The sequence below is a fragment of the Kitasatospora sp. NPDC127035 genome, assembly GCF_042726075.1.
In the GTDB taxonomy this organism is placed as follows: domain Bacteria; phylum Actinomycetota; class Actinomycetes; order Streptomycetales; family Streptomycetaceae; genus Kitasatospora.
Genome location: NZ_JBHXDN010000004.1, coordinates 198,577 through 220,956, shown reverse-complemented (window position 1 = coordinate 220,956; position 22,380 = coordinate 198,577). Strand labels below are relative to the sequence as shown.

General features: G+C 75.4%; 22 protein-coding genes. 11 read left to right on the top strand and 11 right to left on the bottom strand.

Features of this window, described 5'->3' with window-relative positions; translation table 11 throughout:
* Positions 1–75 precede the first annotated feature (75 nt).
* Together ACFWIC_RS04095 and ACFWIC_RS04090 are read left to right on the top strand one after the other, a co-directional pair.
* A complete protein-coding gene (locus tag ACFWIC_RS04095) occupies positions 76–453 on the top strand; it encodes a YciI family protein (RefSeq protein ID WP_329879322.1) in 378 nt (125 codons plus the stop codon).
* A gap of 219 nt (positions 454–672) precedes the next feature.
* Positions 673–1,995, top strand: coding sequence for an RNA polymerase sigma factor (locus ACFWIC_RS04090; protein ID WP_380515629.1), 1,323 nt, complete (start codon positions 673–675; stop codon positions 1,993–1,995).
* Positions 1,996–1,999: 4 nt separating this feature from the next.
* On the opposite strand, the gene ACFWIC_RS04085 is transcribed toward ACFWIC_RS04090, so the two are convergent.
* On the bottom strand, positions 2,000–2,521 hold the full coding sequence (locus ACFWIC_RS04085; RefSeq protein ID WP_329879323.1) for a MarR family transcriptional regulator: 522 nt from the start codon (positions 2,519–2,521) through the stop codon (positions 2,000–2,002).
* A 125-nt stretch (positions 2,522–2,646) separates the two neighbouring features.
* Between ACFWIC_RS04085 and ACFWIC_RS04080 the strand changes: the two genes are divergently transcribed.
* Entirely contained in the window at positions 2,647–3,429 is a 783-nt protein-coding gene (locus ACFWIC_RS04080; protein WP_329879324.1) for a class III extradiol ring-cleavage dioxygenase, read from the top strand.
* A gap of 154 nt (positions 3,430–3,583) precedes the next feature.
* Here ACFWIC_RS04080 and ACFWIC_RS04075 read toward each other — a convergent pair whose 3' ends face one another.
* Genes ACFWIC_RS04075 through ACFWIC_RS04065 form a run of 3 tightly spaced genes read right to left on the bottom strand, consistent with a single transcriptional unit; the run spans position 3,584 to position 5,137 of the window.
* Positions 3,584–3,982, bottom strand: a complete 399-nt coding sequence (locus ACFWIC_RS04075; protein ID WP_329948288.1) for a VOC family protein — start codon at positions 3,980–3,982, stop codon at positions 3,584–3,586.
* Between the two features lie 40 nt (positions 3,983–4,022).
* The gene (locus ACFWIC_RS04070; protein ID WP_380515607.1) at positions 4,023–4,664 is read right to left on the bottom strand and encodes a GNAT family N-acetyltransferase; all 642 of its coding nucleotides are present in this window, start codon (positions 4,662–4,664) and stop codon (positions 4,023–4,025) included.
* On the bottom strand, positions 4,661–5,137 hold the full coding sequence (locus ACFWIC_RS04065; protein ID WP_329879327.1) for a group II truncated hemoglobin: 477 nt from the start codon (positions 5,135–5,137) through the stop codon (positions 4,661–4,663). The genes ACFWIC_RS04070 and ACFWIC_RS04065 overlap by 4 nt, the downstream gene beginning before the upstream one ends.
* 170 nt (positions 5,138–5,307) lie before the next feature.
* Between ACFWIC_RS04065 and ACFWIC_RS04060 the strand changes: the two genes are divergently transcribed.
* The 3 genes from ACFWIC_RS04060 to ACFWIC_RS04050 all read left to right on the top strand — a co-directional run bounded on the left by ACFWIC_RS04060 (position 5,308) and on the right by ACFWIC_RS04050 (position 8,283).
* Entirely contained in the window at positions 5,308–6,093 is a 786-nt protein-coding gene (locus tag ACFWIC_RS04060) for an SDR family oxidoreductase (RefSeq protein ID WP_355401877.1), read from the top strand.
* A gap of 103 nt (positions 6,094–6,196) precedes the next feature.
* Positions 6,197–6,619 carry a MerR family transcriptional regulator gene (locus ACFWIC_RS04055; RefSeq protein WP_380360850.1) on the top strand — a complete coding sequence of 141 codons (423 nt, stop codon included), beginning with the start codon at positions 6,197–6,199 and terminating at the stop codon, positions 6,617–6,619.
* A gap of 131 nt (positions 6,620–6,750) precedes the next feature.
* Positions 6,751–8,283 carry an AMP-binding protein gene (locus ACFWIC_RS04050; RefSeq protein WP_380515603.1) on the top strand — a complete coding sequence of 511 codons (1,533 nt, stop codon included), beginning with the start codon at positions 6,751–6,753 and terminating at the stop codon, positions 8,281–8,283.
* Here the strand turns inward: ACFWIC_RS04050 and ACFWIC_RS04045 are convergent.
* Positions 8,280–9,056, bottom strand: a complete 777-nt coding sequence (locus ACFWIC_RS04045; protein ID WP_329948293.1) for a LuxR C-terminal-related transcriptional regulator — start codon at positions 9,054–9,056, stop codon at positions 8,280–8,282. The two genes, ACFWIC_RS04050 and ACFWIC_RS04045, sit on opposite strands and share 4 nt — an antisense overlap.
* A gap of 167 nt (positions 9,057–9,223) precedes the next feature.
* On the opposite strand from ACFWIC_RS04045, the gene ACFWIC_RS04040 reads away from it, so the two are divergent.
* Together ACFWIC_RS04040 and ACFWIC_RS04035 are read left to right on the top strand one after the other, a co-directional pair.
* Complete coding sequence (locus ACFWIC_RS04040; RefSeq protein WP_329948294.1) at positions 9,224–10,057, top strand: TIGR03084 family metal-binding protein; 834 nt, start codon at positions 9,224–9,226, stop codon at positions 10,055–10,057.
* Positions 10,058–10,151: 94 nt separating this feature from the next.
* Positions 10,152–10,637 (top strand): hypothetical protein, encoded by a 486-nt coding sequence (locus ACFWIC_RS04035; protein ID WP_329879332.1) that lies wholly within the window; start codon positions 10,152–10,154, stop codon positions 10,635–10,637.
* A gap of 108 nt (positions 10,638–10,745) precedes the next feature.
* Here the strand turns inward: ACFWIC_RS04035 and ACFWIC_RS04030 are convergent, their stop codons facing one another.
* Positions 10,746–11,372 carry a hypothetical protein gene (locus ACFWIC_RS04030; protein ID WP_380515598.1) on the bottom strand — a complete coding sequence of 209 codons (627 nt, stop codon included), beginning with the start codon at positions 11,370–11,372 and terminating at the stop codon, positions 10,746–10,748.
* Between the two features lie 128 nt (positions 11,373–11,500).
* Positions 11,501–12,286 carry a DUF4232 domain-containing protein gene (locus tag ACFWIC_RS04025; protein WP_380360859.1) on the bottom strand — a complete coding sequence of 262 codons (786 nt, stop codon included), beginning with the start codon at positions 12,284–12,286 and terminating at the stop codon, positions 11,501–11,503.
* Positions 12,287–12,346: 60 nt separating this feature from the next.
* Between ACFWIC_RS04025 and ACFWIC_RS04020 the strand changes: the two genes are divergently transcribed.
* On the top strand, positions 12,347–13,150 hold the full coding sequence (locus ACFWIC_RS04020) for a serine/threonine protein kinase (RefSeq protein WP_380515595.1): 804 nt from the start codon (positions 12,347–12,349) through the stop codon (positions 13,148–13,150).
* A gap of 120 nt (positions 13,151–13,270) precedes the next feature.
* Here the strand turns inward: ACFWIC_RS04020 and ACFWIC_RS04015 are convergent, their stop codons facing one another.
* The 3 genes from ACFWIC_RS04015 to ACFWIC_RS04005 form a co-directional block, all read right to left on the bottom strand.
* Positions 13,271–16,651 carry an error-prone DNA polymerase gene (locus tag ACFWIC_RS04015; RefSeq protein ID WP_380515592.1) on the bottom strand — a complete coding sequence of 1,127 codons (3,381 nt, stop codon included), beginning with the start codon at positions 16,649–16,651 and terminating at the stop codon, positions 13,271–13,273.
* Positions 16,652–16,728: 77 nt separating this feature from the next.
* Positions 16,729–19,050: a hypothetical protein gene (locus tag ACFWIC_RS04010; protein WP_380515589.1), complete on the bottom strand. Its 2,322-nt coding sequence runs from the start codon at positions 19,048–19,050 to the stop codon at positions 16,729–16,731.
* A gap of 1 nt (position 19,051) precedes the next feature.
* The gene (locus ACFWIC_RS04005; RefSeq protein WP_329879338.1) at positions 19,052–19,765 is read right to left on the bottom strand and encodes a hypothetical protein; all 714 of its coding nucleotides are present in this window, start codon (positions 19,763–19,765) and stop codon (positions 19,052–19,054) included.
* 368 nt (positions 19,766–20,133) lie between these two features.
* On the opposite strand from ACFWIC_RS04005, the gene ACFWIC_RS04000 reads away from it, so the two are divergent.
* Positions 20,134–20,748 (top strand): DinB family protein, encoded by a 615-nt coding sequence (locus tag ACFWIC_RS04000; RefSeq protein WP_355401856.1) that lies wholly within the window; start codon positions 20,134–20,136, stop codon positions 20,746–20,748.
* Here the strand turns inward: ACFWIC_RS04000 and ACFWIC_RS03995 are convergent.
* On the bottom strand, positions 20,718–21,764 hold the full coding sequence (locus ACFWIC_RS03995; protein WP_380515586.1) for a helix-turn-helix transcriptional regulator: 1,047 nt from the start codon (positions 21,762–21,764) through the stop codon (positions 20,718–20,720). The two genes, ACFWIC_RS04000 and ACFWIC_RS03995, sit on opposite strands and share 31 nt — an antisense overlap.
* A gap of 197 nt (positions 21,765–21,961) precedes the next feature.
* Between ACFWIC_RS03995 and ACFWIC_RS03990 the strand changes: the two genes are divergently transcribed.
* Complete coding sequence (locus tag ACFWIC_RS03990; RefSeq protein ID WP_329948304.1) at positions 21,962–22,378, top strand: DUF3224 domain-containing protein; 417 nt, start codon at positions 21,962–21,964, stop codon at positions 22,376–22,378.
* The last annotated feature ends 2 nt before the right edge of the window (positions 22,379–22,380 follow it).

Genomic DNA, 22,380 nt, shown 5'->3' with positions numbered 1-22,380 from the left:
CCGGCCGCTGCCCGTTCGACGCAGGGGTGAGAGGCGGGGAGACGCCCCGCCCGCATCGACGAGGAGTGAGCCACCATGCCGCGCTTCATGACACTGATCCGCATCGACGAGCAGGACGGCCCCGGCCAGGCCGAGCCGGACCCCGGGTTCGAGGAGCGGATGGGGGCGCTGTTCGCGGAGATCACCAAGGCCGGGGTGATGCTGGACACCGCCGGGCTGCTGCCGACCGAGGAGGGCACCCGGGTCCTCTGGGAGGGCGGGAAGCTCAGCTACACCGACGGGCCGTTCACCGAGACCAAGGAGGTGGTGGGCGGCTACGCACTCCTCCAGTGCAAGGACAAGGCCGAGGCGCTGGAGTGGACCAGGCGGTTCCTGGAGACCCACCCGGTGAACTGGACGGTGGGTGCCGAACTGCGGCAGATCGACGAGGCCGCCACGCCTCCGGAGGCCTGATCGTCGGACGATCGGACGGGTCGTGGCCGCGTTTGCCCCGGTCCGGTGCGGCTGCTCTGATGGGTGACCGTGACGGAGCGCAGCGGGGCCGGCGCGGCCGGCCCGACCGACCCGACGGAAGCGGCGGACGCGGTCGGCCCGGCCGGCGGGGCGGGTACGGCCGGCGGGGCGGGTACGGCCGGCGGGGCGGGTACGGCCGGCGGGGCCGGCGTCGCCGCGATGGTCGAGACGGTCTTCCGGATCGAGTCGGCGCGGATCATCGCCGGTGCCGCCCGCATCGTCCGCGACGTCGGCATCGCGGAGGAACTGGCCCAGGACGCGCTGGTCGCCGCGTTGGAGCAGTGGCCGGAGTCGGGGGTCCCGGAGCGCCCGGGCGCCTGGCTCACGGCCGCCGCCAAGCACCGGGCGATCGACCTCGTCCGCCGCAGGGAGACCTACGCGCGCAAGCTCGCCGAGGTCGGGCGCACGCTGGAGGACGTCCCGCCGCCCGAGCCCGCCGGGCCGGACGACATCGACGACGACCTGCTGAGGCTGATCTTCACCGCCTGCCACCCGGTGCTGTCGGCGGAGGCCCGGATCGCGCTGACCCTGCGGCTGCTCGGCGGGCTGACCACCCCGGAGATCGCCCGGGCCTTCCTCGCCCCCGAGGCGACCGTCGCCCAGCGGATCGTGCGCGCCAAGCGCGGCCTGGCGAAGGCCCGGGTCCCGTTCGAGGTCCCGTACGGGGCGGAGCGGGCGGCGCGGCTCTCCTCCGTCCTGGAGGTCATCTACCTGATCTTCAACGAGGGCTACGCGGCCACCGCCGGGGACGACCTGCTCCGGCCCGGGCTCTGCGAGGACGCGCTACGGCTGGCCCGGGTCCTCGCCGGGCTGATGCCCGAGGAGCCCGAGGTGCACGGCCTGGCGGCCCTGCTGGAGCTCCAGGCCTCCCGGACGGCCGCCCGGACCGGGCCGGACGGGCGACCGGTCCTGCTGGCCGACCAGAACCGCGCCCGCTGGGACCGGCTGCTGATCCGGCGCGGCTTCGCCGCCCTCCGCCGGGCCGGCACCGGGCCGTACGCGGTCCAGGCCGCGATCGCCGCCTGCCACGCGCAGGCCGCGCGGTACGAGGACACCGACTGGGCCACCATCGCCGCCCTCTACGCGCGGCTGATGGCGATCACGCCGTCCCCCGTGGTGGAACTGAACCGGGCGGTGGCCGTGTCGATGGCCGAGGGCCCCGCCGCCGCACTGGAGGTGGTGGACGCGCTGATGGCGGAACCGGCACTGGCCGGGTACCACCTGCTGCCGAGCGTGCGGGGCGACCTGCTGGCGCGCCTGGGGCGCGGCGCGGAGGCCCGGGCGGAGTTCACGCGCGCGGCGGGCCTGACCCGCAACGCACGGGAGCGGGAGCTGCTGTTGGCGAGGGCTGCGGCCACCGGGGCGGACACCTCCGGGACGACGGGCACGTTCGGCGGAGCGGGAGCGGGAGCGGGAGCGGGAGCGGAATCCGGCGGAGCGGATTCCGGCGGAGCCGGAGCGGAGGGGCGGGCGGGGCGGTGAGCCCTCAGAGTGCCTCGTCCAGCCGCAACCGGGCGCTGACCTGGCCGAGGCCCTGGGCCAGGACGGTGAGCTGCTCCCGGCTGAGGACGTCGATCAGCAGCTCCCGGACCAGGGCGACGTGGCCGGGGGCGGCCTCGCGGAGCATCTCGTGCCCCTCCTCCGTGAGTTCGGCGAAGACCCCGCGCACGTCGCTGGGGCAGGAGCGGCGTCCGACCAGGCCCATCCGCTCCAGCTGGGTGACCTGGTAGGTCAGTCCGCTCTTGGAGGTGACCAGCTTGTCCGCCAACTCGGTCATCCGCAGCGAGCCGGCCGGCGCCGCGGAGAGGTGGACCAGGATCTCGTACTGGGTGTGGGAGAGCCCCGAGTCCTCCTTGAGCTGGCGTTCCAGGCGGCGGTTGAGGAGGTTGCTCGCGGTCACGAAGCCCCGCCAGGCTGCCATCTCCTCGTCGTCCAGCCAGCGGGTTTCGCTCGGCGGGCGCGTGGAGGGCGCGGGGGGCGCGGAGGGTGCGGACGACGTGGAGGGCATGAATGGATCGTACTCCTGTTGTTCAAATTCGAACGACGGTGTACGGTCTAAAGTGTCGGAGTTCAAATTTGAACTACTAGCCGGTCGCCCGACCACCCGCCCGAGGAGCAGAGGAAAGAGACGTCATGAGCACCGCGGCCCCCGAGCGCATGCCCGCCCTCTACCTGTCGCACGGCGCGCCGCCGCTCGCCGACGACCCGATCTGGCCCGGCCAGCTGGCCGCCTGGTCGGCCGACCTGCCGCGCCCCAAGGCGATCCTGATGGTCTCCGCGCACTGGGAGGAGGCCCCGCTCGCCCTCGGCGCCGTCCTGCCCGTACCGCTGGTCTACGACTTCTGGGGCTTCCCCGAGCACTACTACCGGGTCCGGTACGCCGCTCCCGGCGCACCGGAGCTCGCCGAGCGCGTGCGCAAGCTGCTGCGCGCCCCCGGCACCCCCGTGCAGGACATCCCGGACCGCGGCCTCGACCACGGCGCGTACGTGCCGCTGGTCGAGATGTTCCCCGAGGCGGACGTCCCCGTCCTCCAGGTCTCGATGCCCACCCTCGACCCGCAGCGGCTGCTGGAGATCGGCCGCCGGCTCGCGCCCCTGCGCGACGAGGGCGTCCTGATCGTCGGCAGCGGCTTCTTCACCCACAACCTGCGGGCGCTCAGCCAGGACGGCCGGGTCACCTCGGTGATGGCCGAGTTCGACGACTGGGGCCGGCGCGCCCTGGCGGCGCAGGACCTCGACGCACTGCTCGACTTCGAGCGGAAGGCCCCGGCCGGACGGCTCGCCCACCCGCGGACCGAGCACTTCGCGCCGCTCTTCGTCACGCTCGGCGCGGGCGAGGGCGAGCTGGGCAGTCAGCGCACGGTCATCGACGGGTTCTGGAACGGACTGGCGAAGCGCTCGATCCAGGTGGGCTGACCCGGGTCTCCGGAGACCGGGTCCGGGCCCCCGGAGGCCGGAGGCCGCGCCGGGCGCGGCACGCCGGACGGCCGCCCGCAGGATCTCGTGAGATCCGGCGGGCGGCCGTGGAATCAGACCGTGGAATCAGGCCGTGGGCCGGGCCGTGTCACGGTCAGGCGGTGGCGGTGGCCGACTCGGTCGCGATCCGCTCGGCGGCGCTGCGCTCGACGCAGAACTCGTTGCCCTCGATGTCCGCGAGCGTGGCCCAGCCCTTGCCGTCGGGCGTGCGGTGGTCGCCGACCAGCGTCGCGCCCAGCGCGAGCACGCGCTCCACCTCCTCGTCCCGGGTACGGTCCTGCGGCTGGACGTCGAGGTGGATGCGGTTCTTCACCGTCTTGCCCTCGGGCACCTGGATGAACAGCAGCGAGACGCCCGACGAGACCACCAGGGCCTCCGGGTCACCGGGGTTGTCGTCGTCGCCGACCTTGCCGTCCAGCACCTGCGCCCAGAACTGGGCGAGGCGGTAGGCGTCGGCACAATCGATCGTCACATGTCGCACAAGAGAGGCCATGAGGGCCACTCTGACCTCGATCTTCCTCCCGGTCCAGCACTTAATCCGGGCCGCTCCCCGGACCGGCGACGGGAGCGGTGGGATCGGAGGCCGACCCGGGCGCCCGGCGGCTGTGCAGGTGGCCGTCGAGCGGGAACGGGGGGAACGCCGGGAGGAGCGCCCGGTAGCGGTAGCCGGTCTTCTCCGCCACCCGGCACGACGCCGGGTTGTCCACCTGGTGCAGCAGGTCCAACCGGACCAGGCCGTCCGCCGCGAACACCTCGAACGCCCAGCCGGTGAGCGCCTCCAGCGCGCGCGGAGCCACACCCCGGCCGCGCGCGGCGGCGGCCGTCCAGTAGCCCACCTCGGAGACGGGGCTGCCGCGCTCGCCGCGCTTGAGCACCACGTTGGCGAGCAGCGTCCCGGCCGGACCGCCGGGGCCTCCGGAACCGCCGGGGCCGCCGGAATCCTCCGCGCCGCCCCCGCCCGCCAGGACGGCGAAGCTGTACCGGGTGCCCTCCGCCCAGCCGCGTTCCTGCGCGTCGAGCCAGCGGGCGGCCCCGTCGAGGCCGGTCACCGGGAACCGGGTGAAGTGCCGCAGCGTCGCGTCCCGGTAGATCTCGACCAGGGCCGGGGCGTCCTCCGCCCGGAAGGGGCGCAGGACGAGCCCGTCGGCCGCCGGCCCGCCGAGCACGGTCGTCACCGGAGCCCCTCCCAGCCCCACCGAGGGGTGGGACCCGGGTCTCCGAGGTCGGTGCCGGCCGGGGAGGCGGAGACGTCCTTGGCGATCCTGGTGCCCCAGTCGAAGTACTCCAGGACGCGGCGGCGGAGGAGTTCGTCGTCGGGCAGTTCCTTCCCGACGGCCTCGGCCATGAGCTCCACCCAGCGGGTGCGCTGTTCCTCGGTGATGGCGAGGCCGAGGTGGGAGCGGAGCAGGGACTGGTGACCGCCGAGGTCGGTGGTGAAGCGGTCCGGACCGTCGAAGATCTCGGCCAGCCAGACGGCGACGTGCTCGATGTGGGTGGGCGTGAAGTCCGCGAAGACCGGTGCGAGGAGCGGGTCGGCGAGGACGCCCCGGTAGAAGGTGTTGCTCAGCCGGCGAAGGGCGTCCAGGCCGCCGATCGCGTCGTAGAAGCTGTCGGAACGGTCGAGGCTGTCGGAGCGGTGGTCGCTCATCAGCGGTACTCCCCCGTGGGTCGGTGTGTCGTGACCCTTCCTAGCAGGGGTGCGGAGCGCGCCGTTCCTCCTCCCGGGTGTTTTCGCCGCTGGCTCAGCAACCGGATGTCGACCTTCCGGTTCGGGCGCCCTTGACCTTGACGCAGGCGGCAGGGTCGGAAGGTTGCGCCATGAACGAGACGACGCGGACACGTGAGGCAGTGCGGCAGGACCCCCGGGTGGTCGTGGTCACCGGGGCGGGGACGGGGATCGGGCAGGAGACGGCGTGGGCGTTCGCCGCGCAGGGGCCGGAGGTCCGGGTGGTGGCGGTCGGGCGGCGGGCCGAACCGCTCGCGGAGACGGCGAGCCGCGCACCGGGCCGGATCGTGCCGCTGGCGGTGGACATCACGGCGCCGGACGGGCCGGAGGCGATCGTCCGGGAGACGCTGGAGCGGTTCGGGCGACTGGACGTCCTGGTCAACAACGCCGGCATCGCCCCGCCCGGCCCGCTCGGCGACTACACCGCGGAGGGCGTCGGCGCGCTCCTCGCCACCAACCTCACCGCCCCCGTCCTGCTCGGCCAGGCCGCCCTCGCCGCACTGACGGCGAGCCGGGGCGTGATCGTCAACGTCAGCACCGCCGTCGGCCAACGGGGTTGGCCGACGAACTCGGTGTACGCGGCGGGCAAGGCCGCGATCGACACGATCACCCGCAGCTGGGCGGTGGAGCTGGCGCCGCGCGGCATCCGGGTGGTGGCGGTGGCACCCGGCGCGATCGAGACGCCGATCGCCGACCACGCGGGGCTCGGCCCGGAGCGGCGGGCGGCCGTTCGCCGGTGGCAGGTGGAGAGGACCCCGCTGGGCCGGCTCGGGGAGCCGGCCGAGGTGGCCTGGGCGGTCGTGCAACTCGCCTCACCACAGGCCTCGTTCGTCACCGGCGTAGTCTTGCCGGTGGACGGGGGCGCCGTCGTCGGATAGCGCGTCCGGACAGGATCGGACGCGGGACCGGGCGCGGGCACGGGGCCGGGTATGGAACCGGGCATGGAACCGGGCGCCGGGCGGAGCTTACGGAGGCAGGCGGGTGCGGATCGGGGAGCTGGCGCGGGTGACGGGCACGACGGCCCGGGCGCTGCGGCACTACGAGCAGGCCGGGCTGCTGTCGTCCGGGCGCGCTCCCAACGGGTACCGGGTGTACGGCGAGGGCGCCGCGGTACGGGTCCGCAACATCCGCGGCCTGCTGGAGGCCGGGTTCACCCTGGAGGACGTCCGGCCGTTCCTGGGGTGCCTGGACCGCGACGCGTTCGGCCCGCCGTCCGCCGGCGCGCTGCGGATCGCCCGGGAGCGGCTGGCCGTGCTGGAACGCCGCATCGCCGCGCAGCACGAGGCCCGGGACCGGCTGGTCGCGGCGATCGCGGCCGCGGAGGCCGAAACCCTCGCACAGGGCGCGTCTCCCGGGCAGGGAGTGGCCGCGGTCGCGGCCGACGAGGCGGCCGCACCGGCCTGATGCCGGACGGCGACGCGGCGACGCGGCGGGCGCGGGGGCCGGACGGGCCGGCGGTTCGGCGCGGGCGCCCGTACGGGTGACACCCCCGATCGGGGGTGTGCAGGGCGCGACGCGCGGAGGACAGTGGGCGCATGCAGATTCCACTCTCCGTGATGGACTTCCTCGACCGGGCCGAGCTGGTCTACGGCGACCGGGTCGGCATCGTCGACGAGCCGCTCCAACCGGCCGAATCCTGGGGCGATCTGACATATCGTCAGGTCGCCCGGCTGGCCCGGGCACAGGCCGCCGGACTGGACCGGATCGGGGTCGGCCCGGGCGAGCGGGTCGCCGTCGTGTCGCACAACTCCGCCCGGCTGCTGACCTCGATGTACGGCGTGAGCGGCCACGGCCGGGTACTGGTGCCGGTGAACTTCCGCCTGAAGGCGGAGGAGGTGTCGTACATCGTCGAGCAGAGCGGCGCCTCCGTCCTGCTGGTGGACCCTGAACTGGCCGACCCGCTGGCCGGGGTGGTCGCCAAGCACAAGTTCGTGATCGGTGCGGACAGCGACGCCCTGCTGTACGACTTCGACAACGCGCCGCGCCGGTACGCGATCTCCGAGAACGACACCGCCACCGTCAACTACACCAGCGGAACCACCGCCCGCCCCAAGGGCGTTCAGCTCACCCACCGGAACATCTGGCTGAACGCCGTCCTGATGGGACTGCACTTCGGGGCCGGCGACCGGGACGTCTACCTGCACACCCTGCCGATGTTCCACGCCAACGGCTGGGGCCTGCCGTTCTCCCTCACCGGGCTGGGCGCGCAGCACGTGGTGCTCCGGAAGGTGGACGGCGCCGAGATCCTGCGCCGGATCGACCGGCACGGGGTGACCTTCCTCTGCGGCGCGCCGGCGGTGGTGCAGATGGTGCTGGACGCGGCCGAGGACTGGGACGGTCCGGTCCCCGGCCGGGACCGGGTGCGGATCATCGTGGCCGGGGCGCCGCCGCCGACCTCGGTGGTGCAGCGGGTCGAGTCCGAACTCGGCTGGGAGTTCATGCAGATCTACGGCCTGACCGAGACCTCGCCGGTGGTGACGGTGAACCGCTCCCGCGCCGAGTGGGACCTCCTCCCCGCCGCCGAGCGGGCCGAGAGGCTGGTGCAGGCGGGCTCGCCCGCGATCGGCAACCAGGTGCGGGTGGACGACCAGGGCGAGGTCCTGGTCCGCTCCAACGTGGTGCTGGACGGCTACTGGCAGCAGCCGGCGGCCACCGCCGAGGCGATCCGGGACGGCTGGTTCCACACCGGCGACGGCGGCACCCTGGTCGACGGCTACCTGACCATCTCGGACCGGAAGAAGGACGTGATCATCAGCGGTGGGGAGAACGTCTCCTCGATCGAGGTGGAGGACTGCCTCTACGACCACCCCGCGGTGGGCGAGGCCGCGGTGATCGGCGTCCCGGACGCCAGGTGGGGCGAGACGGTCAAGGCGCTGGTGGTGCTCAAGCCGGGCGCCGAGGCCGACGAGGCGGAGCTCATCGCGCACTGCAAGGAGCGCCTGGCCGGGTACAAGTCACCCACCTCGGTGGAGATCCGGGACACGCTGCCGCGCACGACCACCGGCAAGCTGCAGAAGTTCCGGCTCCGCGAGCCGTACTGGGCGGGGCGGGACCGGAAGGTCAACTAGCTCGCGTCCAGGAGGCCCGACTCGCGCGCCGCAAGGGCGAGTTCGGTGCGGTTGCGGACACCCAGCTTGTGCATGGCGCTCTTCAGGTAGCCGGTCACCGTGTTGCAGGTGAGGCCGAGCTGGGCGGCGATCTCCGGGTTGGTCCGGCCGGTCGCCGCCCAGCGGAGCACCTCGTGCTCGCGCCGGGTCAACGGCGTCGCGGGGGCCGCCGCCCCGGTCGCCTTCCGGGTCGGGGGGCCGCTCCAGGCGGCGGCCCCGGCCAGCGCCCTGGTGGCCGCCTCGGCCAGCCTGCCGACGGCGGCGATCCGGACGTCCCCGAACGGGACGACCGCACGCAGCGACGCGTACACCACGCCGTGCACGGCACCGCCGTGCAGCAGCGGGACGGTGAGCATCGCGTACAGGTCCTCGGCGATGACGGCGGCGTCGTAGTGGTGCGAGATGGTGGTGGCGGCCCGGTAGTCGGGCACCCAGCTGGGGGCGCGCTCGGCCAGCGCCCGGCCGCCGAGGCCGGTCCCGGCGGGGACGGCGAGGCCGTGCAACAGGTCGGCCCTGGTGCCGGCCCAGTGCCGCAGCACCATGCCCGCGGGACCGCGCCCGCGGGCTCCCCGGCCGGGCGCACCCGGTTCCGGCACGCCGACCAGGCCGACGTCGGCGCCGCAGTCGGCCACCACCCGGCGGGCGAGGTCGCCGAGCACGGCGTCCCGCACGAGCTCGGCGGCCCGTGCGGCGAGGTCGTCGGGGGCTCCGGTGACGGCGGTCGTGGCGGTCATGCGTGATTCTCACACGGGGTCCGGGCGTTGAGGAGGGGTCGGGACGCGCCTTCGGCGTGCGTGTTCCGTGGAGTTCCGGGCGAGTCCGGGCGGCACGGCGTAGGGTGCGGGCGCGAGGTTACCGGCGAGTCACTACCAGGGTGGCCACAGGTGCGAAGGGGAGATCCATGACGGAACCGAACACTCCCGGGGGGTCGGCCGTGCTGACCGGACTGCTGGCCGACCTGCGGGCCGAGAGCGAGGTGCTGGACGGGCTGGTCGCCGGACTGGAGCCGGAACAGTGGGCCGCGGACACCCCCGCCCGGGGGTGGACGATCGCGCACCAGATCGCGCACCTCGCCTGGACGGACGACTGGTCGGACCGGGCGGCCCGCGACCCCGAGGGCTTCGTCACCGAGTCCGGCCGGATCTTCGGCGAACTGCTGGCGGCCGGCGCGGACCCGGTCGAGGACGGCGCCTCCCGCGGAGCCGCCGAGGATCCGGCCGCCCTGCTGGCCCGCTGGCGGTCGGGGCGGGGACGGCTGGCGGAGGCCCTCGCGGCGGTGCCGGCCGACACGCGCCTGCCGTGGCTGGGCCCGCCGATGAAGGCCCCGTCGATGGCGACCGCGCGCCTGATGGAGACCTGGGCGCACGGGCAGGACGTCGCGGACGCGCTCGGCGCCGTCCGCGAGCCGACCGCGCGGCTGCGGCACATCGCGCACCTGGGCATCCGGACCAGGGGGTTCGCGTTCACGGTGCACGGACTGCCGGTGCCGGAGTCCCCGGTGCGGGTGGAACTCACCGCGCCGGACGGGACGGTGTGGACGTGGGGCCCGGCCGGGGCGGCGGACCGGGTCGACGGGCCCGCCCTGGACTTCTGCCTGCTGGTCACCCGGCGCCGGCACCGCGACGACCTCTCGCTGACGACCACCGGCGACGCGGCGGAGACCTGGCTGCCGATCGCACAGGCCTTCGCGGGGCCGCCCGGGGAGGGCCGGAAAGCGGGATCATCACCCCGGTAAATAACATGATGATGCGTCATATCACGGCGCAATCGGTCTAAACCACACGTTTCGGCGATAGCCAGAGTTCGTTGGCGAATGATGGACTGCCGCCATGACTCGGATGAACACCATGCGTACCGTCCTGGCCGGCGCCGCCGCCCTCCTCGCGGTGGGCGGCCTGGCCGCAACACCCGCCCAGGCCGCGTTCGCGCCGCCCGCGGGCACGGCCGCCGCCGCGCACGCGGAGGTGCGGGCCGGCACTCCGGCCGCCCACCGGGTGGTCACCTTCTTCGAGGAGTACCGTCGGGCGGTCCTCGGGGAGAGCGGCGAGACCCCGCGCGCCGTCCGCGAGCGCTACCTCACCCCGCACCTCGACTTCCGGCTCGACGCCTGGGCGCACGATCACGACGCCGACCCGGTGTTCCGCGCCCAGAACGTCCCGGCGGACTGGTCCGCCCAGCAGGTGAAGGAGGAACTCGGCTTCGCCTCCGTCCGGCTCACCGAGTTCTGGAGCGGGGGCGAGAGCCGGCACGTCTGGTACGTCGTCCGCCTCGTCGACCTGCGGATCGTCGAACTCAACGACCGACCCGCCTTCTGAGCCCCGGGGAACGACCTCCGGACGGCTGAGAGAAGAACTCCGGCGCGGCGCAGACACCCCCCCACGACTGCGCCGCGCCGGTGACGTCCCCGGGCACCGGGGCCCGGGTCACCTGCCGCCGTCACGGACGAGGAGCAGGCCCCGGCCCGCGCCGAGCGCCCCGTCGACCCAGGCCGGCAGGTCCTCTCCGACCAGTGCCTCGACCTCCTCGATCGCGTCCTCGTCACCGCCCGGGAGCAGCTCGACGTCGTCGTGGATCCGGCCGGTGTCGAAGCCGGCCAGTTCGGCGAGGACGGCGGCGAGGGCCCCCGGCTCCGCGAAGGTGGGGAAGGGCCACGGATCGTCGGGCGCCGCCCCGGCCCGCGGGAAGGCCCACGGCCGCCCCCAGAGCTCGGCGAGGGCCGGCAGCCCCCAGGCGACGAAGGCCTCCGTCAGCTCGTCCCAGCCCCGACCGGGCAGGACGATCGAACCGAGCGGCTCCCCGACCGTGGGGCCGAGGAGTTCCAGCAGCCAGGTGTAGCCCGCCGGGCGGTCCGGATCGAGACGCCCGGTGACGAGCTCCCGCAGCGTCGTTCGGACCTCGGCGGGCTCGGTGGCCCGTAGCAGGGCACCGGCCGCCGTCAGGTCCTCGATCCTTCCGAGGGCCTGCCGGACGAGGTCCTCGTCCCGGGATCCGACCAGGGAGAGGAGGGCGTCCGCGTCGACCGCGTATGCGGAGAGGTACTGTTCAGCCATCCCCGATTATCTGCACACCGCCATGTCGGCTCCACCGCAGGGTCGTTGAGGGGCACGACGGCACGACCCGGCCGGGCCCGCCCCGGGGTCGCGAGGTCACGGGGTCACTGGGTCACTGGGTCACTGGGTCACGGGGTCGACTGTCCGGGCCGCCGGTCCGGCGTCCGCGCGGCGGTCTCGGCCGACTTGGTCCAGGGGGAGACACCGAGCTTGCCGGTGGTCCCCAGATCGAGCTCGGCGGGAACGGTGAGACGGGGGCGGCCCGGCAGCGGGGCGACGTCCAGGAAGCGGCCGTGGTCGGCCGCCCTGTCGCCCGCGGTGACGGTGTTGCGCCAGGCCACCTGGAACTCGGCGGTCTCCCCGGGCCGGAGGGTGACCGGCTTCGCGGCTGCGTCGAAGTTCTCCAGCGTCGCGATGCCCGCCGAACCGCTGCCGACGGTCACCGCGAGGGGCGCGCGTTCGGCGTCGAGGACGCGGATGCCGGGACGGCCGTTGAGGGTGTAGGGGCGGGTCCCGCAGTTGGTCAGCCGGATCGACATGACACGCAGGCCCATCGCCGCGGCGACCTCGCCGACGGCCGGCGAGACGCCCTCGGGGGAACAGACGGGGGCAGGGGTCGACGGCCCGGGGGGCACGGCACCGGAGGGAAGGGCATCGGCGGTGACCAGCGGGAAGGCGGTCGGCCGGGCGCTCGCCGCCGGGGCGGTGGCAGCCGGGGCGGCGGCAGCCGAAGCGGTGGGCGCGGCCGAGGACGGCGCGTCGCCGATCGTGCGCGCCGGGCCGGGCGCTCCCCCGCCGGCCCCGGTCACCGAGGTGCTTCCGCAGCCGGCCACCGCCACGACGGCCCCGAGCAGCACACCTGCCCGGGCCGGGATCGGTGTCCGGCGGGCGGCGGCCGACTGGGTCGAGTTCATGGGACCGATCATGGCATGAAACGGGAGGCACTCCGTTCGTGCGCGGCGTAGGCTCGCGCCATGCTCGACTCGCCGCCGGTCCCCGACCTCCTGTCCCATCTCCGTTCCGTGGGAACGGTGTTCGCCTCCTTCACCGCACAGGACTCCGGCTGCGTGGCGTACGGGGTGGTGGAACCCGGCGGGGCCCGCTGGTTCGTGAAGGCCGCCGTGACGGAGCGCGCGGTGGCCTCGATGGAGCGGGCCGCCGCACTGCACGCCGCCGTCCGGCACGAGGCGATCGTCCCGCAGCTGCACCGCTTCACGGCCGCCGGGCTGCCGGCGGTGGTGATGCCGTGGCGCGACGGCGAGGTGCTGTACCACCCGACGACGGACGGCGGCCGGGGTACCGCCGCCCGGACCGACCCGGCGAGCCCGACGGCCCGCTTCCGTTCCCTGCCGGTGCCCCGGGTGGCGGAGGCCCTGGACACCGTCCTGGACGCGCATCTGGCGGTCGCCCGGGCCGGGTTCGTCGCCTGCGACTTCTACGACGGCTGCCTGCTGTACGACTTCGCGCGGCACCGGCTGCACCTGTGCGACCTGGACGAGTACCGCCCGGGGCCGTTCACCGTCGACGTGGACCGGCTGCCGGGCTCGAAGCGGTTCATGGCGCCGGAGGAGTTCCGGCGCGGCTCGGTGATCGACGCCCGCACCACGGTGTTCACGCTGGGCCGTGCCCTGCGGCTCCTGCTCGACGCCGGCGACGAGGAACGGGACTGGCGCGGGGGCCCGGCCCGACTCGCCGTGCTGGAGCGGGCCACGGCGGCCGATCCGGCCGAACGCTGGCCCGGCGTCGAGGAGTTCGCCGCCGCCTGGCGAGCCGCGTGAGTCGCCCGGGCCGTCTGCGCCGCCCGAACCGTCCGGACCGCTGAACCACCCGAACCCCGTCAGGACCGCTGCGGAGGCGGCGGGTCCGGGGGCCCGGGGCCTCCGCCGGGCCGCGGCGCCTCAGATGCCGATCCGCAGCGGGGTGAGCCGGGTGGCGATCAGGTTGGTGGCGCCCCGGTCGCGCTCGACGTGCCCGTACACGAGCAGGCCGGCCCGGTCGAGGGCGGCGCGGCGCTGCGACTCCCAGACCGGCCGACTGCAGATGACGTTGATCAGCCCGGTCTCGTCCTCCAGGCTGAGGAAGAGCACCCCGCCCGCCGTCGGCGGACGCTGCCGGTGGGTGACCAGCCCGCCGACCACCACCGCCGAACCCGGCACCACGTCCGGGAGCTGGGCGGCGGTGAGCGCGCCGCCGCGTTCCAGGTGGTCGCGCAGGTGCTGGAGCGGGTGGCTGGTCGCGGAGGTGCCGGTCGCCCAGAGGTCGGCGATGGTCTCCTCGATCGGGGTCATCCCGGGGAGCGGCGGCGCCTCGGTGCCGGGCGTCGTCCCGGGGATGAGATCCGCCGAGACCCCCGCGAACGCCCCTGCCGCCCAGAGCGCCTGCCGCCTGTTCAACCCGAAGCAGCCGAACGCGCCCGCCGAGGCGAGCGCCTCCATGGCCGGTGCGGGCAGACCGGTCCGGCGGGCGAAGTCCTCCAGGTCCGTGTACGGCTGCCCGGCCGCGACCGCCTCGGCCTGCGCGGCGCCGATGCCCCGTACGGTGTCCAGGCCGAGCCGGATCGCGGGCTGCGGCGTGCCCGCGGTCAGCGGCGGCGCGGGCGTCGGCCCCCGGTACGGTTCCAGGGTGGGCCGGGACCCGCTGGCGTTGACGTCCACCCCGCGCACCCGGACGCCGTGCCGCCGGACGTCCGCGATCAGGCTGAGCGACGAGTAGAAGCCCATCGGCTGGTTGGCCAGCAGCGCGCAGGTGAAGGCCGCCGGATAGTGGTACTTGAGCCAGGCGCTGGCGTACACGAGGTAGGCGAAGCTGATCGCGTGCGACTCCGGGAAGCCGTAGTTGGAGAAGGCCTCGATCTTGGTGTAGACGTCCTCGGCGACCTCCTCCGGGATTCCGCGTTCGGCCATCCCGCCCAACAGCCGCTCGCGCAGCCGGGCCACGCGTTCGTGCGAGCGCTTGGCGCCCATCGCCTGACGGAGGAGGTCCGCCTCGACGGGAGTGAACCCCGCGCAGTCGATGGCCAGTTGCATCATCTGCTCCTGGAAGAGCGGCACCCCGAGGGTCTTGCCGAGCGCGTTCTCCATCAGCGGGTGCGGGCAGCCGGCCGGCTCCACCCCCGCACGCCGGCGCAGGTACGGGTGGACGGACCCGCCCTGGATCGGGCCGGGCCGGATCAGCGCGACCTCCACCACCAGGTCGTAGAAGTGGTCCGGCTTGAGCCTCGGCAGGGTGGCCATCTGGGCGCGCGACTCGACCTGGAAGACACCCACCGTGTCGGCCCGCCGCAGCATCGCGTACACGCCCGGGTCGTCGTCCGGGACGGTCGCCAGGTCGTAGCGCAGGCCGTGGTGCTGCTCGACCAGGTCACAGGCGTCGTGCAGGGCCGCGAGCATGCCGAGACCGAGCAGGTCGATCTTCACGAGTCCGGCGCCGGCCACCGACTCCTTGTCCCACTGCAGCACGGACCGCCCCGGCATCCGGGCCCACTCGGTCGGGCAGATCTCCGCGATCGGCTCCCGGGTGAGCACCATGCCGCCCGAGTGGATGCCCAGGTGGCGCGGCAGACCGTGGAGTTGTCCGGCGAGGGAGAGCACGTCGGCGGGCACCACGGCGTCCGCGCCGGGCGGGGAGCGGAAGTCGGCCTGCCGGCTGAACGCGTCCACCTGCCCCTGCGGGTAGCCGAGCACCCGGGCGGCGTCGCGCAGTGCCAGCCGGGGCCGGTAGGTGATCACGTTGGCGACCTGGGCGGCGTGCTCGCGCCCGTACCGGCGGTAGACGTACTGGATGACCTCCTCGCGGCGGCGGTTCTCGATGTCCAGGTCGATGTCGGGCGGCCCGTCGCGGGCGGTGGAGAGGAAGCGCTCGAAGAGCAGCCGGTAGTGGACCGGGTCGACGGCGGTGATCCCGAGCGCGAAGCAGACCGCCGAGTTGGCCGCCGAACCGCGCCCCTGGCACCAGATCCCCTCCCGGCGGCAGAAGTCGACGATGTCGTGGACGATCAGGAAGTATCCGGCCAGGTCGAGATCCTCGATGACGTCCAGCTCGCGGGCGAGCTGACGGCGGGCCGGGCCGTTGCCGGGCCCGAAGCGGGCCGGGCCGCCCTCGGCGACCAGCGCGCGCAGATGGCTGATCTCGGTGTGGCCGGACGGGACGGGGTAGCCGGGCAGTTCCGGATCCAGCTTGGCGAAGTCGAAGGCGCAGGCACGGGCCAGGTCCACGGTCGCCTCCCGCACGCCGGGGAAGCGGGCCAGCCTGGCGGCCATCTCGCGGCCGGAGCGCAGGTGCGCGGTGCCGGCGGCCTGCGTCCAGCCCGCCGCCTCCGGGAGCGTACGGCGGTCGTGCAGCGCGGCGAGGCTCTGGGCGAGACGGCCCTGGGCGGGGCCGGCGTGGTGGGCGTTGGTGGAGGCGACGGTGGTCAGGCCCAGCCGGGCGGCCAGGGCCGCGAGGGCGTCGTTGCGCAGGTCGTCGCCGGGCAGCCACTGGTCGATCAGTTCGACGTGGACGTTGTCGCGACCGAACGCCTCGGCGAGCGAGCGGAGTTGACGCTCGGCCCCGCCGGCGTCGGAGCCGGGGCCGGGGAGGAGGGCGGGGCCGGGAAGGAGGGTGGGGCCGGGGACAGGACCGCCGCCGGTGCCGGAACCGGCGGGTGCGGCCGGGGACGCGGGGGTGCTCGCGAGGGCGGCGGGGACGCGGCCGAGGCGGCAGCCGGTGAGCACCGCCCAGTGGCCGTCGTGCGCGTCCGCGAGAGCCGCGAAGTCGTAGGCCGGCTTCCCCTTGGCCCCGCCCGCGAGTTGGGCCGCCCCGATGGCGGCGGACAGGCGGCGGTAGCCCTCCGGGTCGCGCGCCAGGACGAGGAGGTGTTCGACCCGCCCCCTCTCGTGACCGATCGTCAGTTCCGCGCCGAAGACGGTGGCCACGCCCGCCTCACGGGCCGCCGCGGCGAGTCTGACCGCTCCGTAGAGGCCGTCGTGATCGGTGAGCGCGAGCGCCTCGACGCCCAGCCGGGCGGCCTCGGCGACCAGTGCCTCGGGGTCGCTGGCGCCGTCGAGGAAGCTGAAGGCGGAGTGGACGTGCAGTTCGGCCCAGGCGGGGGCAGGGGCGGGGGCAGAGGCCGGGCCGGTGGCACCGGCAGACCCGGCAGACCCGGCAGGTCCGGCAGGTCCGGCGGTTTCAGGATCGCGGCGCAGCGGGACGACGTCGCCACCCGCCGGGCCGGGCCGGCCGCCGGTCAGGCGGCGGCGCAGCTCGCTCCAGGGGAGGGTGGGGTGACTCGTGAATCCCATCGGGGGTGACGCCTTCGGTCTCTCGTTTTCCTGACCCCCCTCGGTCGTTCGCGCCGGGCCGCCGAAGCGCCCCGGTGTCAGTCGTAGCCGGCCTCCACGAGCCAGACGCCCCCCTCCACCGTCAGCAGCAGCGCGAGGCCGCCCGCCACCGTGACCTGGAAGCGCGCCCGGCGGCGGGCGCGCGCCGGATCCCACCAGTACTCGACGGCCGGCCAGGGCCCGGTCCAGCCGTCCACCGCCAGTTGCCGCCCGCGCACCGTGACGGTGGACGGCCGGGCCGACACCCCCGCCCGGCCGTCCACCGTCACCGGTCGCCCGTCCGCGTCCAGCACCGCCGCCGGCAGCGGGGTGCGGTGCACCACGGTCGGCCAGACGTCCCGCAGCCGCCCCGGCCAGGGCGCGTCGGCGGGCGCGTCCGGGTCGTACGGCTCGCCCCACGGCACTCGGACCGCCTGCTCGTCCGGCCCCCGTCCGCCTGCCGGCTCGATCCGGCGCAGCCCGGCATGCCCGAGCACCGCCTGGACCCTGGCCACCGCGCGTTCCACCCGGTCGTCCGCCACCGCCTGCCCCCAGAGGGCGAGTTGCCGGCCCTGGTCGGGGGTGAGGTCGTCGGGGACGAGGCGCAGCGCGGTGAAGCCTCCCGCGCCGGGGTCCTCGGAGTCGTGGCGGCTCTCCGGGCCCCGGGGGTTCCGGCGGCCCCGGGGACTGCCGGGGCCGCGGAGGCCGTCCGGGCCGTGGGGGCCGCGGGGGCCGTCGGCCGGCCCGGCGTCGAAGGTGCCCGTGCTCTGCCAGGCCTGGAGCTGCCAGCGGACCCGTTCGGCGAGCGCCGTCGCCGAGAGCCGGCCCTCGTGCCGCCAGAGCCGCGCCACGGTCCGACCGTCCGCGCACTCCACCTCGACGGCCACCCGCTGGCAGGTCAGCCCCGCCCCGGCGAGCCGTTGGTGCAGCCGCTCGGCCAGGGTCCGGGCCACGAACACCAGGGGCTCGGCGAGCGGCTCGGGCGGGTCGAAGCGCTGCTCGACCGAGAGGTCCGGCCCGCCCGTACGCGGTACCAGCGGGCGCGGCTGCAACCCGCGGGCCAGCCGGTGCGCCGTCGTACCGGCCGGGCCGAAGCGGTCCGCCACCGCCTCGGCCGGCAGCGCGGCGAACGCCCCGACCGTGGGCAGGCCCAGCCGGTCCAGCAGCTCCGCCAGTACCTCGTCACCGAGCACGGCCACGGGGTAGGGCGCGAGGAACTCCGCCGTCCGCCCGGCCGGGACCAGCACGCCGGCGCGGGCGGCGAGCACGGCGGCGAACAGGCCGTCGGCCACCCCGACCTGCCCGCACGGGGCAGGGGCAGCGGCGAGACCCTCCGCCGCAGGGGGCCCCGGTCGCCCGGCCTCCGGCCCCCCGGGCTGCGGGCCGGACGGGTCGGGCTGCGGGCGCGCGCCCTCCCGACGGGACTCCGCCGGGTGAGGAACCTCCGGCGGGTGCGCAGCCGCCGGGCCGAGGCCGTCCGGGCGGGACTCCGGGCGGCCGGGTTCCGGGCGGCCGTCCGGACGGGCGGGTTCCGGCGGGTAGGCCGCCGGCCGGGCGAAACCGCCGCGCGCGCCGTCCCTGGCCGCGGGCGTGGCGGCGAACAGCTCGTCCACCCCGGCGGTCCGGCGGCGGGGTGCGGTCCGGTCCGCGTCCGCGTCCGCCGGGTGCAGCGGGACGACCTCGGCGACCTCGGCGACCGGAGCGGGGCCCCGGTCGTCGGGGCTCGTGCCGGGGCTCGCGCCGGGACGGGTGCCGGGGTCGAGTCCGGGGTCCGGCGCAGGGCGGACACCGGCCGCCGACTCGGCATCTACCGGGTGCACCGGCCGGCCGGCCGCCGCAGGGCCGGCGTCGGTGGCCGCCGCCGTCGGGACGGCCGCCGCCAGGGCAGCCGTCACCGCGCCCTGGACCTTCGCCGCGAGCGCCTCCTCCCCGCCGAAGTACCGGCCCGGCCCCTTCACCGGGATCGCGCACAGCCCCGGGCGCAGCACCTCCACCCGCGGGGTGAAGGCCTCCACCGCCGCGACCACCGGCTCGAACCGCCGGGTCTCCGCCTCCGGGTCGCGGTCGCGCAGCTCCAGCGCGGGGCAGAGGCGCTGGGCCAGCTTGAGCCGCTGCCCCTGCCGCACTCCGGCCGCCCGGGCCGCCGCCGAGCACGCCAGCACCCGGCCGCCCTCGACCACCGCCACCGGGATGCCGCCGCCGGCGCTCCCCGCCGCGACCGGGCGCCCGTCCGCGCCGATGCTCCCGTCCGCACCGGCGGCCACCGCCGGGCCGGCGTCCCCGGGGCGCTCGACGGCCACCACCGGCCAGTCCGGGCACCAGACCACCAGCACCCGCGGGGTACCGGCCCCGCTCACCCCGCTCGCTCCGCCGTCGGCCATCTCACACCACCGCCATACGGTCGAGGCCCGCCCCGGCCCCCGACGTCACGTCCTCCCCCGCCTCGTCCACCACGACCCCGGCGGCCGTCTCCTCCACGACCCGCGCCGTGCCGTGCGCGTCCGGCAGCCAGAGCCGGGCGGTCCGCCCGCGCACGGCCGAGCCGCGCCCCTCCGCGACGACCTCCACCTGCCGCCCGGTGAGCTGCCCGTGCCCGTCGCCCAGTCCGAACCACTGCCCGGACCGCACGCCCAACCGCAGCCCGGCCCCCGGCCACGGCCCGGCCACCAGGAGCACGCAGGCGCTGCGGCGCAGCACGGCCGCCAGCCGGGCGGCCAGGTTCGGCGGAACGGGGCCGTCCGGGCGCAGCATGATCAGCTCGACCGCCCCGGCCAGCACCGACACCACCTCGGCCCAGTGCGGCCCGGGGTCGTCGGCCACCAGCAGTCTCCGCAGGTCCAGGCCGTATCCGGCGGCCGCGGCCAGCCCGAGGTCAGGCAGCCCGACCGCCGCCGCCCACCCGCCCTCGGTCTCCCGCACTCCGGCGGCCAGCGCGAGCAGCAGCCCGGCGTCCCCGCCCGCCACCGACACCGCCGTCCCGCGCCGCAGGCCGCCCTCCGGCAGTACGCCCCGCAGCGCCGGCACCACCGGGAGCAGTCCGCGCCCGGCGTCGGTGCCCGTCCCGCCGGCCTCGCGCAGCGCAGCCGCAGACGCCACCGGTCGGAGCGGCCTCCGCTCGACGGTGGATTCGAAAACAGATTCGAAAACGGGCACGCCCCCAGGATCGAACATTCGTTCGTAAAGATTCAAGTCCGATTACCCCACCCCAGCCGCTACGCTCCGTGACATCGACGGGCGTCCCGGCATCGACCGGGCACCCGGCCCAGGGGTCGGGGAGCCGGCGGCCGGGGCGCCCGCAGGATCCGGAACCCGCCCTCGACCGCCCCACCGCGAACCGTCTCGGACCGTCTCGGACCGCGCTCGACCACCCCTCACCGTCGAAGGCCCGACGCGGGTCCGGACGCCGAAGTACCCGACGGGGACATAGGGGTGATCGAACGTCGAGGGGACAGCAGACTTCCCCCATGACGCGCACGGATCACTTCAAGAAGGACCTCCGGACCTATCTGCAGGACGCCCGCGACGCCCTGCTGTGGAAGCTCGAAGGGCTGTCGGAGTACGACGTCCGCCGACCGCTGACCCCCACCGGGACCAACCTGCTGGGGCTGGTCAAACACACGACCGCCGCGGAGGCGATGTACTTCGGAGAGGTCTTCGGGCGGCCGTTCGAGGCGCCGCGCCCCTGGATCACGGGTGACGCCGAACCCAACTCGGACTTCTGGGCGACGCCGGAGGAGAGCCGAGAGCACATCGTCGAGCTGTACCGCGCGGCCTGCGCCCACGCCGACGAGACCATCGCGTCACTGGCGCTGGAGGCGGTCGGACGGGTGCCCTGGGGGAACCGGAGCGAGGTGACCCTCCACCACAGCCTGGTCCACATGATCGCCGAGACCCAGCGGCACGCCGGGCACGCCGACGTCGTCCGGGAGCTCGTGGACGGTGCCACCGGACAACGCCGGGAGGGCGGCAACATGGCGCCCGGCGACGAGGCGTGGTGGGCGGGGCACCGGGACCGGGTGGAGCGCGCCGCCCAGGAGGCCGGGAGGGCTCAGGCGGGCGGGAGCGGGGGCGGGGCGTAGCGGCGGGCGAGGGCGGTGACGGCCCGGGCGACGGCGCTGCGGAGGTCGGGCGGGCCGAGGACCTCGGCCTCGGGGCCCAGGCGGAGGAGGTCCCCGACGGCCACCGCCGTGCTCTCGACGGAGAGTCGCACCTCCGTCCAGCCCTCGGCGTCGGGCGGTCCGGCGGTGGCGAGCGCCCGGGCGCCGGCGGCACCGAACCGCATGGGGAGCAGGCGCCGGGCCTCCGGGGAGACGCGGAGGTGGGCGGTCTGCTGGTGGAGGGCCGCCGTCAGACGGCGGGAGTTCTCCTCCCAGTGCGCGGCCAGGTCGAAGCCGGCGGGGCGTTCGAAGGTCTCGGCGGTGACGTCGACGGCGAGGAGACGCGAGACCCGGTAGGTGCGGACGGACTCGGCGGGGGCGGCCGAGTCCGCGACGGCGGGGGCCTCCGGGGCAGGGGCCACCGCGACGGCGGGGGCCGTGCGGGCCACCAGGTACCAGATGCCGCCCTTGAGGACGAGGCCCAGCGGGTGCAGCACCCGGTGCACCTCGCCGCGCCAGCGGCGGTAGTGGACGCGCACCACCCGCCGGTCCCAGACCGCCCGCGCGACGGGGGCCAGGAGGGCGACCGGGTCGGCGTCGCGGAACCAGGCCGGGGTGTCGAGGTGGAAACGGTCCTGGACGCGGCGGGTGCGTTCGGCGAGTTCGGCCGGAAGGGCGGCCTGGAGCTTCAGCTGGGCGGTGGCGAGCACCGCGCCGAGGCCGAGCTCCCGCGCCGGGCCGGGCGCCCCGGTGAGGAAGAGGGCGTCGGCCTCCGCGTCGGTGAGCCCGGTGAGCCGGGTGCGGTACCCGTCCATCAGCCGGTAGCCACCCTCGGGACCCCGGTCGGCGACGACGGGGACGCCCGACGCGGCCAACGCCTCGACGTCCCGGTAGACGGTACGGACCGACACCTCCAGCTCGGCGGCGAGTTCGCCGGCCGTCGTCCGGCCACGGTTCTGGAGCAGGAGCAGGAGGGCGAGGAGCCGGTCGGCGCGCATGCCCGCATTCTGCTGCCCGTACCTGACAGAAGGTGTCAGGTACGGGCACCAGAGTGGTCCTCGGGCGTACGGCACACCTGCCGTACGCAGGGCGGGTGCAGGCGCGCGCCCAGCCGCACCGGCGCACGGCCACACAGGCGCACCCGGCGCACGCCCGCACTCCCCGCCCGCACACGCGGACTATTCCGAGGACGGCAATGAGCGCACAGACCATCACCACCACCGGCCGGATCGGCTACGCCCAGTGGGAGGAGACGGCGATCGGTTCGACGGAGGTCACGCCCCGGCTGGCGCGCGCCTCCGTCGTCAACACCTTCACCGGCGGGATCGAGGCGGCGGACACCGCCTGCGAGTACGTCTTCGTCTACGCGACCGGGACGACCGGCACCTTCACCGGGCTGGAGTCGGTCACCGGACGACTGGACGGCCGCGCGGGCTCCTTCACCCTGGAGGAACGCGGATCGTTCGAGGAGGACGGCACGGTGCGCTGCACCTTCGAGGTGGTCCCGGGAACGGCCGTCGGCGAGCTGGCCGGCCTGCGCGGGAGCGGCTCCTTCGTCTACCGTCCGGGCGAGTCGCCGTTCCCGTACGTCTTCGCCTACGAACTCGACTGAGC